General features: G+C 71.8%; 12 protein-coding genes. 4 read left to right on the top strand and 8 right to left on the bottom strand.

Going from position 1 to position 14,126, the window contains the following annotated elements:
* From ACWEV0_RS33860 to ACWEV0_RS33850, 3 genes are all read right to left on the bottom strand, one after another.
* A partial coding sequence (locus tag ACWEV0_RS33860; RefSeq protein ID WP_453153616.1) for a 1-phosphofructokinase family hexose kinase occupies nt 1-727 on the bottom strand: 727 nt, incomplete at its 3' end.
* Entirely contained in the window at nt 724-1,704 is a 981-nt protein-coding gene (locus tag ACWEV0_RS33855; RefSeq protein ID WP_453153615.1) for an ROK family protein, read from the bottom strand. The genes ACWEV0_RS33855 and ACWEV0_RS33860, both read right to left, overlap by 4 nt.
* Nucleotides 1,701-2,573 (bottom strand): SIS domain-containing protein, encoded by an 873-nt coding sequence (locus ACWEV0_RS33850; protein ID WP_453153613.1) that lies wholly within the window; start codon nt 2,571-2,573, stop codon nt 1,701-1,703. Before ACWEV0_RS33850 ends, ACWEV0_RS33855 begins: the two co-directional genes overlap by 4 nt.
* 180 nt (nt 2,574-2,753) lie before the next feature.
* Between ACWEV0_RS33850 and ACWEV0_RS33845 the strand changes: the two genes are divergently transcribed.
* The gene (locus ACWEV0_RS33845) at nt 2,754-3,539 is read left to right on the top strand and encodes a DeoR/GlpR family DNA-binding transcription regulator (RefSeq protein WP_453153612.1); all 786 of its coding nucleotides are present in this window, start codon (nt 2,754-2,756) and stop codon (nt 3,537-3,539) included.
* A 29-nt stretch (nt 3,540-3,568) separates the two neighbouring features.
* Here the strand turns inward: ACWEV0_RS33845 and ACWEV0_RS33840 are convergent, their stop codons facing one another.
* The 3 genes from ACWEV0_RS33840 to ACWEV0_RS33830 are packed head-to-tail and all read right to left on the bottom strand — an operon-like array spanning nt 3,569 to nt 6,713.
* Nucleotides 3,569-4,438 (bottom strand): carbohydrate ABC transporter permease, encoded by an 870-nt coding sequence (locus ACWEV0_RS33840; RefSeq protein WP_453153611.1) that lies wholly within the window; start codon nt 4,436-4,438, stop codon nt 3,569-3,571.
* Nucleotides 4,435-5,421: a carbohydrate ABC transporter permease gene (locus tag ACWEV0_RS33835; RefSeq protein ID WP_453153610.1), complete on the bottom strand. Its 987-nt coding sequence runs from the start codon at nt 5,419-5,421 to the stop codon at nt 4,435-4,437. Before ACWEV0_RS33835 ends, ACWEV0_RS33840 begins: the two co-directional genes overlap by 4 nt.
* A gap of 35 nt (nt 5,422-5,456) precedes the next feature.
* Nucleotides 5,457-6,713, bottom strand: a complete 1,257-nt coding sequence (locus ACWEV0_RS33830) for an extracellular solute-binding protein (protein ID WP_453153609.1) — start codon at nt 6,711-6,713, stop codon at nt 5,457-5,459.
* 296 nt (nt 6,714-7,009) lie between these two features.
* Here ACWEV0_RS33830 and ACWEV0_RS33825 point away from each other — a divergent pair, with 296 nt between their 5' ends.
* Nucleotides 7,010-7,531: an ATP-binding protein gene (locus ACWEV0_RS33825; RefSeq protein ID WP_453153608.1), complete on the top strand. Its 522-nt coding sequence runs from the start codon at nt 7,010-7,012 to the stop codon at nt 7,529-7,531.
* Here ACWEV0_RS33825 and ACWEV0_RS33820 read toward each other — a convergent pair.
* Nucleotides 7,528-8,172, bottom strand: a complete 645-nt coding sequence (locus ACWEV0_RS33820) for a TetR/AcrR family transcriptional regulator (RefSeq protein ID WP_453153607.1) — start codon at nt 8,170-8,172, stop codon at nt 7,528-7,530. The genes ACWEV0_RS33825 and ACWEV0_RS33820 overlap by 4 nt on opposite strands.
* A gap of 180 nt (nt 8,173-8,352) precedes the next feature.
* Between ACWEV0_RS33820 and ACWEV0_RS33815 the strand changes: the two genes are divergently transcribed.
* Nucleotides 8,353-10,350: a ricin-type beta-trefoil lectin domain protein gene (locus ACWEV0_RS33815; protein WP_453153606.1), complete on the top strand. Its 1,998-nt coding sequence runs from the start codon at nt 8,353-8,355 to the stop codon at nt 10,348-10,350.
* A gap of 228 nt (nt 10,351-10,578) precedes the next feature.
* On the top strand, nt 10,579-13,203 hold the full coding sequence (locus ACWEV0_RS33810) for a SpoIIE family protein phosphatase (protein ID WP_453153604.1): 2,625 nt from the start codon (nt 10,579-10,581) through the stop codon (nt 13,201-13,203).
* Here the strand turns inward: ACWEV0_RS33810 and ACWEV0_RS33805 are convergent.
* Nucleotides 13,175-13,429 (bottom strand): tyrosinase family protein, encoded by a 255-nt coding sequence (locus ACWEV0_RS33805; RefSeq protein WP_453153603.1) that lies wholly within the window; start codon nt 13,427-13,429, stop codon nt 13,175-13,177. The genes ACWEV0_RS33810 and ACWEV0_RS33805 overlap by 29 nt on opposite strands.
* Between the last annotated feature and the right edge of the window lie 697 nt (nt 13,430-14,126).

Genomic DNA, 14,126 nt, shown 5'->3' with positions numbered 1-14,126 from the left:
GGGCCCCCCGCCCCGGCGGCGCCGCCCCCCCGCGCCAGGCGCCCGACGCGGTCACCGCGAGGAGGCCGTCCGGGCCGAGGGAGGCGACCACGGCCTCGGCGCCGGCGGCGCGCAGGGCCGCCGCCGCCCGGCGCGGGTCCGGTTCGCCGGTGGCCTCGGCCAGTTCGTCCGCGTTCGGCTTGACGAGGGCGGGGCCTGCCGGAAGCGCGGCCAGGAGCGCCGGGCCGCTCGTGTCCAGGATCGCCGGGACGCCCCGGGCCCCGGCGGCGCGGACGAGTGTCGCGTACGCGTCCTCGGGGAGGCCGGGCGGGAGGCTGCCGGAGAGCACGGCGACCGTGGCCCGGCCGACGCACGCGTCGAAGTCGGCGAGGAAGTCGCGCCACTCCTCCGGACGTACGACCGGCCCCGGTTCGAGGAGCGTCGTCGTGTCGCCGGTGTGCTCGTCGACCACGGCCACCGTGCGGCGGGTCTCGCCGTCGACGGCCGTGAGGCGCTCCGGCAGTTCCGCCCGGGAGAGTTCGCGGCGTACCGCCTCACCGGTCGGCCCGCCGGCCAGCCCGGTGACGAGCGTGCGCAGGCCCAGGGTGTGCAGGACCCGCGACACGTTGACACCCTTGCCGCCCGCCCGGGCGCCGACGTCGCGGACGCGGTGGGCGGAGTGGGGGGTGAGGCGGTCGACGTGGTGGGTGATGTCGAGGGCGGGGTTGAGGGTGACGGTGAGGATCACGAGCGCACCCGTGCCTGTTCCAGGAGGTCGTGCGCCAGCAGTGCCGCGCCCACGCATCCCGCCCGGTCTCCCAGCCGGGCCTCTGTGAGGTGCGGTACGGCCTGGAAGGTCAGCCGCCGGGTCAGGGCGTCGCGCAACGGCGCCAGGTAGGCCTCGCCCGCGCGGGCCAGGCCGCCGCCGAGGACGATGCGTTCGGGGTCGTGCAGGGTGACCGCGACGGCCAGGGCGTCGGCGAGTGCCTCGATCGCCTCGGTCCAGATGCCGGCGGCCGCCGGGTCACCCGTCTCGGCGCGGCGCTGGACCTCCCTGGCGGTGATGCCGTGCCAGCCGGTGGCGCGTGCGTAGCGGCGGGCGACGGCAGCGGCCGACGCCACGGTCTCCAGGCAGCCGCGGGCGCCGCAGTGGCAGCGGTCGCCGCCGGGCCGGACGAGGACGTGCCCGAGCTCGCCGGCCCGGCCGTGGGCGCCGGTGAGCGCGCGGCCCCGGCTGAACGCGGCGGCGGCGATGCCGGTGCCGACCGGGACGAAGAGGAAGTCGGCGCAGCCTCGGCCTGCGCCCATCCTCGCCTCGGCCAGTCCGCCGGCGCGTACGTCGTGGCCGAACGCGACGGGCAGGTCGAGGTGTTCGGCGAGCCAGTCCTGGACGGGCACGCCGCGCCAGCCGAGGTTCGCGGCGAGGACGGCGAGCCCGGACTCCTCGTCGACGATGCCGGGGACGACGATCCCGGCCGCCTGCGCGTCGGGGCAGCGTTCCACGAGTTCCGCGGCGCAGGAGAGGACGGTCTCCAGGACCGCCTCGGGACCGCGGTCGGCGCGCGTGTACCAGCGGTCCGTGTGGTCGAGGGTGGTGGCGCCGTCGGTGAGGCTGCCCCCCTTGATGTGGGTGCCGCCGACGTCCAGGGCGACGACCGTCCGCGTGGCGGTCCTCGCGGTGCTCACGGTGCTCGTGGTGCTCACGGCGCTCGTGGCGGTGGTCATGAGCCGGTGAGGACGATCGAGCGGGTGAGGTTGCGCGGGTGGTCCGGGTCGAGGCCGCGGCGTCCGGCGAGGGCGACGGCCAGGCGCTGGGCGCGGACGAGGTCGGCGAGCGGGTCGCCGGGGGACACCGTGAGGTACGCGCCGGTCGCGCGGACCTGGTCGGCGAGGCCGGCGGGCGGTTCGCCGAAGGACCACACGACGGTGCCGGGGCCGCTGACGCTGATGGGCCCGTGCCGGTACTCCATCGCCGGGTACGACTCCGTCCACGATCCGGAGGCCTCGCGCAGCTTCAGCGCCGCCTCGTGGGCCAGGCCGGTGCTCCAGCCGGTGCCGAGGAAGGTGAACTGGCCGGCGTTCAGCAGCTCGTCGGGCAGCGGAGCCGCCAGCGCGTGCTGTGCCTGCCGCGGGAGGTCCTGCGGTACGGGGCCGAGGCTGGCGCGCAGCAGGACCAGCGCGGTCGTCGCGAAGCGGGTCTGCACGACGGACCGTTCGTCGGCGAAGGACAGGTCCACGACGGTGTCGGCGACGTCCTTGACGGGCGTGTCGAGGTCTCCGGTGAGCGCCACGGTCGGGGTGTCGCCGGCCCTGTGGAGCGCGTCGAGCACCTCCGTCGTGGTGCCGGAGCGGCTGATGGCCACGACCCGGTCGTAGCGGCGCGCGGCCGGGAAGTCCGCGGCGGGGAAGGCGTCGGTCTCGCCGAGCCCGGCGTCCTCACGCAGCGCCGCGTACGCCTGCGCCATGTAGAGCGAGGTGCCGCAGCCCACGACCGCGACCCGCTCGCCGGCCTGCGGCAGTCCGGCCGGACGGACGTCCAGTGCCCGAAGCCAGCAGGCGGGCTGCTCGGCTATTTCCACGTCGACGTGACTCACGGGGCCTCCTCGAAGGCGTGTCGGCCGGTTTCACCAGCCGCATGACTGAAGATGATTCGTTTATAGCTTGTGTGCTCAACTTTGAGCAATGACACGCAAGAATGATCACGCATATGCCGAACTGGGTTACTCTCGGCTCCGGTAGGTCGCGAGGCGACTTCAGAGGCGAGGAGATCGGTGATGAGCACGCACGAGCGGTGGACACGGCTGCTCGACGCGCTGAGCGAGCGCGGCAGCATCGAGGTCGGCGAGGCCGCCGAACTCCTCGACGTCTCACCCGCGACGGTCCGCCGCGACCTGGAAGAACTCTCCCGCCAGCAACTGCTCACCCGCACGCGCGGCGGCGCCGTACTCAGCGGCGTCACCTACGACCTCCCCCTGCGCTACAAGACCGCACGCAAAGCCGACGAGAAACACCGCATCGCCCGCGCCGCCGCCGCCCTCATCCCGCCCGGCGCCGTCGTCGGACTCAACGGCGGCACCACCACCTCCGAAGTCGCCCGCGAACTCGCCACCCGCGCCGACCTCGCCGAACACGGCGGCTCCACCGCGCTGACCATCGTCACCAACGCGGTCAACATCGCCAACGAACTCGCCGTCCGCCCCTACGTCAAGACCGTCGTCACCGGCGGCGTGGCCCGCCCCCAGTCCTACGAACTCACCGGCCCCCTCGCCGCCATGGTCCTCCAGGGCCTCTCCCTCGACTACGCCATCCTCGGCGTCAACGCCGTCGACCCCCGCTTCGGCGCCGCAACCCACGACGAAGGCGAAGCCAGCGCCAACCGCGCCATGGCCGAACGCGCCGAAAAGGTCATCGTCGTCGCCGACTCCACCAAACTCGGCCAGCGCGCCTTCGCCCGCGTCTGCACCATCTCCGAGATCCACACCCTCGTCACCGACCACGACGCCCCCGACGAACTCGTCGAACAACTCACCGCCCAGGGCGTCGACGTCCACTGCGTCTGACGAAGGGGCCCACGGGGCCTGCGGCCGGTCTACTTGACCGAGCCGGCCGTCAGCCCGGACACCACATGGCGCTCGATGACCGCGAACAGCGCGACCACGGGCACGATGGCCACCAGCGACGCGGCGAACACCTGGTTCCACTGCACGCTGTAGGCGCCGATCATGTTGTTGATGCCGACGGTGAGGGGCTGCCGCTCGGGTGAGGTGGTGAGCGTCAGGCCCATGATGAACTCGTTCCAGGCCGCGATGAAGGTGAAGATCACGGCGGTGACGATGCCCGGCATGGCCAGCGGCAGGGTCACGCGGAACAGCGCGCGGGCCCGGCCGCAGCCGTCCACCATCGCGGCCTCCTCCAGCTCGACGGGGATCGATCCGATGTAGGCGCCGATGATCCAGACGGCGAAGGCGAGGTTGAAGGCGGCGTTGGCCACCATCAGCACGGTCGTCGTGTCCAGCAGGCCGAGCGCGTGGAACTCCCGGTACAGGCCCACCTGCAGGGCGGTCGGCTGGAACATCTGAGTGACGAGGACCAGGAGCAGGAAGGCGTTGCGCCCGCGGAAGCGGACGCGTGCCGTGTAGTAGGCGGCGGGCAGCGCCACGAGCAGTACGAGCAGCGTCGAACCGCCCGCGATCAGCAGGGTGTTGGACAGGTTCCGGCCGAGCGTGGTCTCGCTCCAGACGCTGGCGAACGCGGACCAGTCGAAGCGCGAGGGCAGATAGCCGTTGTCGCGCAGCTCGCCGGCCGGGCGCCCGGCCGTGATCACCATGTCGGCGTACGGCAGCAGGAAGAGCGCGGCCAGCGCCCAGGCCGTGACGGTGAGCAGCACGGTCTTCGTGCGGGGGCGGGGACGGAGGTGGGGGTGGGGGCGGGGACGGGGGTGAAGGGTCGCGGTGCTCATCGGTCCGTCTCCTTCCAGCCGCTGACCTTGAGGAAGACCAGGACCATGACGATGACGGCGCCGAAGTTGACCACCGACAGGGCGGCCGACTCGGCCACGTCGTAACTGCGCAACATGTACATGAAGACCGTCGTGGTCGCGGTGTCGGCGTTGGGGCCGCCCTGGGTCATCCCCCAGATGACGGGGAACGAGTTGAAGACGTTGATCAGGTTGATCACCAGGGCGACCAGGAACGCCGGCCGCAGCAGGGGCAGCGTGATCCGGAGGTACGTCTGGAGGCGTGCGGCGCCGTCGACGCGGGCCGCCTCGTACACCTCGCCGGGCACGGTCTGGAGCCCGGCGAGCAGCGTGTACGTGGTGAAGGGCAGCGACACGAAGACGGCGACCGCGATCAGCCACGGTCTGGCGTGCGCGGCGTCGCCGGTCCACGCCTCGGCCGAGTCGATCAGGCCGAGGTCGAGCAGGACCCGGTTGAGGACGCCCGCGACCTGGTCGAGCATCCAGCGGAAACCGATCGCGGTCATCAGGACGGACGCAGCCCAGGGCGCGACGAGCGCCCAGCGGGTGATCCGGCGGCCGGGGAAGCGCTGGTTGAACAGCTGGGCCAGGCCCAGCGACAGCAGCATCGTCAGCGCGACGACGGCGACCGTCCACACGGCCGTCCAGGTCAGCACGTCGGCGATCCGCGGGTCGGCGAAGAGCTTGCGGTACTTGTCGAGCCCGGCCGGACCCAGGTCCATGCCCGAGGTGTCGATCCTCCGCAGCGAGGTGCGGACCATCTCGACGACCGGCCATACGACCACGGCCAGAATGAGCAGGACGGCGGGCGCGATCCAGGGCAGGGCGCCCAGGCGCCGGAACCAGGAGCGGGGCCGGGGCCCGGCCGGCCGGTCAGGGTTTCGCCGGCCGGGTCCCGGGGCTGTGGGCCGGCGGGCCGCGTGGGCCCGCCGGTCGGCGGTACGGGGCGGGGTGCTGGTGGACACGTGCGTTCTCGTTTCGGACGTGCCGCCTCGGCCCGTCACCGTCCCGCCTGCTCGGCCGCCTGCTGCAGGGCGTCGAGGTTCTTCTGCGGGTCGTCGAGGGCGCTGCCGATCTGGGTCTTTATCTGGGCGGAGACGCCCGGCCAGGTCGGGTCGCTGAGCGGGTAGAAGGTCGCGGTGGGCAGGATGTCGAGGAAGGGTCCGAGGTCCTTGACCGCCGGGTCGGCCGCGAGCGCCGTGCGGGCCGACTGCGTCACGGGCAGCAGGTTGTAGGTCTTGGCGAACCTGACCGTGTTCTCCTTGCCGTACGCGAAGTCGAGGAACGCCTTGATCTGGTCGCGGTGGCCGCCCTTCTTGAAGGCCATCATCCAGTCGGCGACCCCGAGCGTGCTGGTGCTCGTGGCGTTGGCGCCGGGCATCGCGGTCCAGGTGACGTCCAGGCCCTTGAGCTCGGCGAGCTGGCCGGGGAAGCCGTTGAGCATGCCGACCTTGCCGGAGGCGAAGTTCTTGGTGAGGTCGGTGCGGTTGACCGCGGCCGGGCTCTTCTCGGTGAGGCCGGCGTCGACCCACTTCTTCAGCTGGGTGAACGTCTCCACGTTCGCGGGCGAGTTGATCGCGTACTTCCCGCCGGTGCCCTGGTAGCCGCCGCCGTTGCCCATCATCCAGATGAACGACTCGGCCTGGGCCTCCTCCTTGCCCAGCGGGACGCCGAGGGGCACCTCGACACCGGCCTTCTTCAGCGCGGTCGCGTCGGCGGTGACCTCGGCCCAGGTCCGCGGCGGCTTCTTCGGGTCGAGCCCCGCCTTGCGGAACAGGGCGTTGTTGATGAGGAACATCCGCGCGCTGGAGACGAACGGGATGCCGTACGCGGTGCCGTCCTGGCGGCCGGCGTCGGCCATGGCGGGGATGAGGTCCCCCTCGGTGCCGACCGAGAGCACCTCCGGGGCGGAGTACAGCAGGCCGCTCTTGGCGAAGTCGGCGTAGCCGCCGGTCTGGAGGAGGTCCGGCTGGTTCCCGTTCTGGACCATGGTCTTGACCTGGGCGTCGATGTCGTTCCAGTTGATCACCCGGAGGTCGACCTTGATCTTCGGGTTCTTCTTCTCGAACGCCTTGATCACGTCCTGCCAGTACGCCTGGCTCGAGTTGTCCCCGTTGGAGCCGTAGTCCGCCGCGACGAACGAGATCGTGGTGACACCGTCGGGACCGGTCGCGGAGCCGGAACCGCCCCCGCAGGCCGAGAGCAGGAACGAGCCGACGACGGCGGCGATGGACAGAGGGAGAAGACGTCGCTTCATGGCAACTACCGCCTGATTCCGAAAGGAGAGGGGTTGGCGCGCGAAACTGAGCAGGTTGGCGCGTAACGCTCAACTTAGAGCATCGATCGCGCACCATGTCACCCGCAGACCGGGCTCAGTTATCCACTCGTGACCGCGCGGAGGCGGCCGGGACCCCTGCACAGGGCCGGGCGGCGCCCATCTGGAGGCGCCCGACAAAAACCTAGACATCCAAAGTTTTCGTGCTTACCGTGGCATAACCGGCGGTTCTCCATCCGCCACCGCGCCCCGTCCCCCCAGGCGCAGAGGAGCCCCCCATGTTCACGGCCACGCAAGCCACCCCGCTCACGCCGCTCTCCGGCTCGCCCGAACCCCTCCCCCTCGGCCCCAGCCCGCGACCGCGCGACGAGCGTCGCGCTCTGTGCGTGATGGCCGCGAGCATCGAGGCGGTCCCACCGCTGCGGCGCTTCGTCCAGGAGACGGCACGCCGCTGGGAACTCGGTGACGAGGCGGACGAGGCACTCGGGGTGGTCGTGACCGAGCTCGCCGCCAACGTCGTCCGGCACAGCGGCAGCCGTGACGTGGCCGTGCTCCTGGCGACCACCGGCCGCTCGCTCACGCTCCAGGTCCAGGACACCGGCACGTGGCGCCGTCGTCGCCCACGCCTCCCCGGCGATGACGCGACCGCGTGCTGCGGCCGTGGCCTGCAGCTCGTCCGCGCGTACGCCTTGGACTGCGCCATCGTGCGGACGGCGCGCGGCACGCGGGTGACCGTGACCCTCGGCGCCGGCGCGGTGATCGGGCAGGGACCGCCGGAGGCGGGCCAGGACGGACCCTAGGACGCCGTGGTGTCCTCGGACCCGGAAGTGGGAGTCCGCTCCGGCTCTCCGGCCAGCGCCGCCAGGAGTACCTCCCGCAGCCGGCCGATGTCCCCGGCCATGTCGATCGAGGGCTCCAGCAGCCACTGGAGCTGGATGCCGTCCGTCGCGGCCAGCAGGATCCGGGCGGCCCAGTCGGCGTCGGCGTCCGTCACCGGCTCGTCGGAGCCGTGCGTCGGCGGCGGGCCGGCGGCGAGCAGTGCCGCGATCTGAAGCCGCAGGCCGCGATACCGCTCCGTGAAGAAGGCATGCCCCGGATGGTCGGGGTCGGCCGAGGCCGCGGCGATGTCCAGGAACAGCTTGACCAGTCCGGGCGTGGCGGCGTTCTCGGCGAGCAACTCCGTCCGCCACAACACGGTCTCCGGGCTGTACGCCTCGGACGCCGCCGTGTCGCGGGCCTCCACCACCGCCGTGAGCAGCGCCTCCCGGCTCCCGAAGTGGTGCAGGACGCCCGCGTCGGTCATCCCCACCCGCTGGGCGATGTCCCGTACGGACACGCCGCGGCTGCCGGCCTCGGCGTAGGCGGCCAGCGCGGCGTCGAGGATCACCTGCCGCTTGGCGGCGGTCTTGGCGTACGGCCCTCGGGGTCGTCGTGTGCTCACCCGAGCAATCTAGCCAGAGCGCGCCCGAAAGGGGCTCGCGCCCCCGCGCCGCCGCCGCGCCTTCTTCGCACATCTTGACGACGCGCCTCGCCACCCTCGAAGCTTTGCGCACCAGTGATTGAAGTTGAGCGTTACAGACCCACTTAACGCATCTTCAGTCATCAAGGGAAGGACCCCTCCGTGCCCAAGCGCAACCCCCCTCGGACCGCACCGGTCCTGCTGAGCACCGCTCTCCTCGTCACCGCCTCCGCGTTCGCGGCGGGCCCTGCCGCCGCCAACGACGGCGTCGGCGCCCCGGCCGCCAACTACTCCTCGGCCGCCACCCCGCAGGGGCCGCTGGCCGCCACTCCGCCGATGGGCTTCAACAACTGGGCCCGGGCGACCTGCACGCCGCAGGCCCCGCTGGACGGCTCCCCGCGACTGAACTACTCGTTCCAGCAGTACATGCAGGACAACGCCAAGGGCCTCGCCGACGCCGGCCTCATCGCGGCCGGGTACAGGACCGTCACCGTCGACGACTGCTGGATGTACCGCAACAGCTCCGGCTATCTGCACGGCGCGGCCAACTGGGGCGCCCGGACCGACGTCCGCGACACCACGAAGCAGCCGGGCTTCGACTACGAGCTGACCGCGTACGGCGCCTATCTGCACAGCCTCGGGGCGAAGTTCGGCATCTACGAGACCTCCGGCACCCACACCTGCTCCACCACCACGCCGACCTCGCCCAACCAGCCCAACGGCAGCGAGTACCACGAGCAGGCCGACGCCGACTCGTTCGTCTACTGGGGCGTCGACACGCTCAAGTACGACAACTGCGGCCAGCAGGAACCGATGCAGACGCTCGACACGCGGATGGCGAACGCCCTCGGCACCGCCGTCACCAACGCGAACAAGGCGGGCACCCCGAAGCCGAACGTGACCTTCAACATCTCCGCCCCCGCCGCGTACGGCAACGGCTCCACCAAGTTCGGCGCGATGAACTGGGTACGCGGTCTCGGCCAGCTCTGGCGCGTCGGCCCGGACATCTACAACGACTACGACAATGGCGCCACCGACCCCTGGAACCAGCCGCTCGGCGTGCAGTCCGGCTACAACTTCGGCGCCTACCAGAGCGCCGACAGCACCCTGGAGCTGGCCCGCTACCAGGGCCCGGGCAACTGGAACGACGCCGACATGCTGCTCATCGGCGACAACGGCATGACCACCGCCGAGGAGCGCAGCCAGATGTCGCTGTTCTCCGCGATGGCCGCACCGCTGGTGATCTCCACCGACGCCCGCAAGTTCGAACCCTCCTACATCGCGGCCCATCCGGCCGAGGCGGCGCACCTCAACGCGTCCATCGGCATCCTCGGCAACCCCGAGGTCATCGCGGTCGACCAGGACCCGCTCGGTGCCGGCGGCTACCGCGTCTCGGGCGGCGGCGCCAACGCCGACGGCACCCCGGCGGCGAGCAGCGGCATCGACGTGGTCGTCAAGCCGCTCGCGGACGGCAGCCGGGCCGTGGTCGTCCTCAACAAGGGCGCGGCCGGCGCCGCCTACACCCTCGACCTGGCCTCCCTGGGCTTCGACAGCGGCGGCGGCGCCTACACCGTGCGCGACCTGTGGGCGCACTCCACCAGCACCTCTGCCGGATCGGTGACGCTCACCATCGGCTCGCACGACAGCGCGATGCTCAAGGTCACCCCGCCGGCCGGCTCCACCGCCACCCCGCGCGGCCAGCTCACCGTGTCCCGCGACAGCTGGTCCAAGGCCTCGCTCTGCCTGGACAACTACCAGTCCCGTACGACCGGCACCGCCGTCGACGTCTACACCTGCTCCGGCGGCTCCAACCAGCAGTGGCAGCGCAACGCGGACGGCTCCGTCCAGCTGCTCCAGGCCGGCGCCGGCAACCTCTGCCTGACCGCCCAGAGCTCCGCCTCCACCAGCGTGATCAACGGGAAGCAGGGCCAGTGGGTCGGCGTCAGCCCCTGCGGATCCGCTCCGGGCTACCAGACCTGGACCTACAACCGGGACGGCAACCTGAAGCTCGCCGGCACCGGTCTCTGCCTCGACGTCTACGCCGGCACCACCACCACGCCGGGCACCCCCGTGGACGTGTACACCTGCGGCAGCGCCCCCAGCGCGATCCAGACCAACCAGACCTGGGCCGCCCCCTTCAACACCCCGCCCAGCGCCTGACAGCGACCGGCCCGAGGGGGGTGCGGACCGCCGTCCGCCCCCCCTGCGTCGGCCGAAAACCCTGTGCGGCGGCCCCGACGCGCACGGTGAGCACCGCAGGACCCGGCCGCGGGAAGGTGCTACAACTGGGTTTGTGAGCGCGTCCTGTCCCTCGTGTCCGCCGTGCCGGTGCGGTCGAACCTAGGCAGAAGATTCGGAAGCGTCGCCGGGCAGGTCTTCGTCCTTCAGGTGGCGATTGTGGTGCTGCTCGCCGCCGGGGCGCTGCTGGCCCTGGTGCTGCAGTCGCGGCACGATGTCGACCGTGAGGCGCGCGACCGGTCGGTCTCCGTGGCGCAGACCTTCGCGAAATCGCTGGGCCTGCAGGACGCGCTGAAGACGCCGAACCCCTCCGCCATCCTGCAGCCTCTCGCCGAGGAGACCCGCAAGGCCGCAGGGGTGGACTTCATCGTGGTGATGGACACCCACGGCATCCGCTACACCCACCCCAAGCCCGACCGCATCGGCAAGCGGTTCGTGGGCACGATCGGACCCTCACTCGCCGGACAGGTGCACACGGAGAGCGTGCACGGGCCCCTCGGCAAGGAGATCCAGGCGATCGTGCCGGTCACATCGCCCCACGGTGATGTCGTCGGCCTGGTCTCCGCGGGTCTGACGGTGAAGAGCGTGACCGGCATCGCCGACCGACAGCTCCCGGTCGTCCTCCTGTCCATCGCCGGCGGACTGGCGCTGGCCACCATCGGCACGGCGCTGATCAGCCGAAGACTCCGCCACCAGACCCACGGGCTGGGCACCCAGGAGATGACGCGGATGTACGAGCACCACGACGCGGTGCTCCACTCCGTCCGCGAAGGGGTGCTGATCACCGACGGCGAAGGACGCCTGCTCCTGGCGAACGACGAGGCCGGACGGCTGCTCGGCCTGCCGGACGACGCCGAGGGACGCCCCGTCGACGAGGTCGGCCTGGATCGCCGGATGGCGGAACTGCTGCTCTCCGGCCGGGTGGCCACCGACGAGGTGGTGGAGGCCGGAGACCGGCTGCTCGTGGTCAATCAGCGGCCCACTCACCCCGGCGGCCGCCCGCAGGGCTCGGCGGTCACCATCCGTGACTCCACCGAGATGCAGCTCCTGAGCAGCCGGGCCGAGACGGCCCGCAGGCGGCTCAAGCTCCTCTACGACGCCGGGGGCGAGATCGGCACCTCGCTGGACGTCGTGCGCACCGCGGAGGAACTGGCGCACGTCGCCGTCCCCCAGTTCGCGGACTTCGTCACGGTCGACCTGGCGGAGCCGGTGCTGAACGGCGACGAGCCCGGCCCGGACGCCGACATGCGGCGCACGGCCGTCGACGGCATCCGCTCCGATCACCCGCTGTACCCGCTCGGCACCCTCATCGACTTCCTGCCGTCCACGCCACAGGCCCGCGGATACGGCACGGGCGCGGCCGAGCTCGTACCCGACCTCAACGACGCGCCGGGCTGGCACGCCCAGGATCCGCAGCGGACGTCGGCGATCGTCGACTACGGGATCCACTCGCTCATCGCGGCTCCGCTCAGAGCCCGGGGCGTCGTGCTCGGGGTGGTCAACTTCTGGCGGTCGCAGAAGCCGGAACCGTTCGACGAGGACGACCTGTCCCTGGCCGAGGAGCTCGTCGGCCGCGCCGCGGTCACCATGGACAACGCCCGCCGCTACACCCGCGAACACACCCTCGCCGTGACGCTCCAGCGCAGTCTGCTGCCGCAGGATCTGCCCGAGCAGAGCGCCGTGGACGTCGCGCACTTCTACCAGCCCGCCCAGTCCGGAGTGGGCGGGGACTGGTTCGACGTGATCCCGCTGCCGGGCAGCCGCGTCGGGCTCGTCGTCGGAGACGTCGTCGGGCACGGTCTGCACGCCGCGGTCACGATGGGACGGCTGCGGACCGCGGTGCACAACTTCTCCTCCCTCGACCTGCCGCCCGACGAACTGCTCGCCCGGCTCGACAACCTCGTCCAGCGCATGGACCAGGAAGGCGACGGCACCGCCCCCAACGGGGGCATCCTGGGGGCGACCTGCCTGTATGCCGTCTACGACCCGGTCTCCCAGAACTGCACCATGGCACGGGCCGGACACATGCCACCGCTCGTGGTCGCCCCGGACGGCACGACGACGATCTCGGAACTGCCGGCAGGCCCCCCGCTCGGGCTGGGAGGCATGCCGTTCGAGACCGCGGAACTGCACCTGGCGGAAGGCAGCCAGCTGGTCCTGTACACCGACGGGCTGGTCGAGGAGCGCGGCCGGGACATCACAGAGGGCGTGGAAACGCTGCGCACGGCACTGAGCCACCCCGACCGGGACCCGCACGCCAGCCGCCGCGCCGTACTCGACGCCCTGCTTCCCAGCCAGCCAGCCGACGACATCGCGCTGCTCGTCGCCCGGACGCGCACGCTGGGGCCCGGCCAGGTCGCCCAGTGGGACGTACCGTTCGACCCGAGCGAGGTCGGCGCCGTCCGCAGCCGCGCGGCCGAGCAGCTCGAAAAATGGGGCCTGGAGGAACTCGCCTTCAGCACGGAACTGATCCTCAGCGAGCTCGTCACCAACGCCATACGCTACGGCGCGGCCCCGGTTCGCGTGCGTCTCCTGCACGATCGCACCCTGACCTGCGAGGTGTGGGACAGCAGCGGCACCGCCCCGCACCTGCGGTACGCGGCCGGCACGGACGAGGGAGGCCGCGGACTGTTCCTGGTGGCCCAGATCAGCGAGCACTGGGGCACTCGGTACACGGCCGAAGGCAAGGTCATCTGGGCGGAACAGGCCCTGCCCGCCGTCGACCGGACCGCGCTCCCGGACACCGCTACTGGTAGGAGTAGCCCAGGACCGTGATGTCCTGGGTCGGCAGCGGCGCCGTCGGCTGTCCGTCCGGCTTGACGCCGGGCGTCGGACGGTTCACGCCGGAGGGCTGCCACACCCCGTCGGGACGAGCGTGGTCGTTGGCGTAGTCCCAGTAGGGAATCGTGACGTTCGGTTTGACGGTGCGCAGCAGGTTCTCGAACTCGAGGCCGTAGGCGCGGTGCCAGGGCAGGAAGCGCTGGATGGCGACGGGGGGCATCCCGGGCCTTGGTCATCTGCCGGTGGTCCTTGCGGACCCGTTGCGACGCCCGGACGAGCCGGGTGACCAGGGAACGGAGCTGCTCCACCGGCATGGTGGCGGGCATGCCCGGCATGCCTGCGGCAGTAACCGGCCCGGCTTCTCCGGCGCCCGCCGGGCCGGAGGCCATGACAGTGCCGGGTGGGGGCGCCATGGGGAAGAATCCGGCCGGCCCGGCGGGCATCTCCGCCGCCATCATCCGGCTCAGGCGCAGACCGACCTCCTCGCTGTCGATGATCTGGGCGGGCGCCCAGCTCTCGGCGGCGGTCCGGGCCTCTTCGGTCGTCGGGAAGTGGTCCGTCATCACGTCCTGGGTGGTCATACGCTCCCCCCCACTCTGGGCAGTACGTGGGGGGACCGCGACCGTGGCGGGCTGAATGGACGTCCGTCGCCCGTCCGGCGGCCGGGCCGCGGGACGGGAGTCCTGGCTGGTGCCCCACTGCACCGGCGTCATCACCGCCACCGCCGCGGCGGCCGTGGCCCTGTCGGGCAGCGGGCCCTCCGGCAGCGGCGCGAGGCGCATGCCCTTCATGTTGGGGCGTCCGCCTCGGCTGACGCACACAGCAGTCCCGCGAGGACGCTGACAAGAAGTCCCGTGCACAGGCTTCGCGAGTGTCCACTTGGGTCGACTACGGGAAAGATGGCGGCATCCAGCTGC

This window comes from Streptomyces sp. NPDC003943, assembly GCF_053605265.1.
The sequence above is the reverse complement of the archived record's forward strand: the minus strand, read 5'-3'. Positions and strand labels throughout refer to the sequence as shown.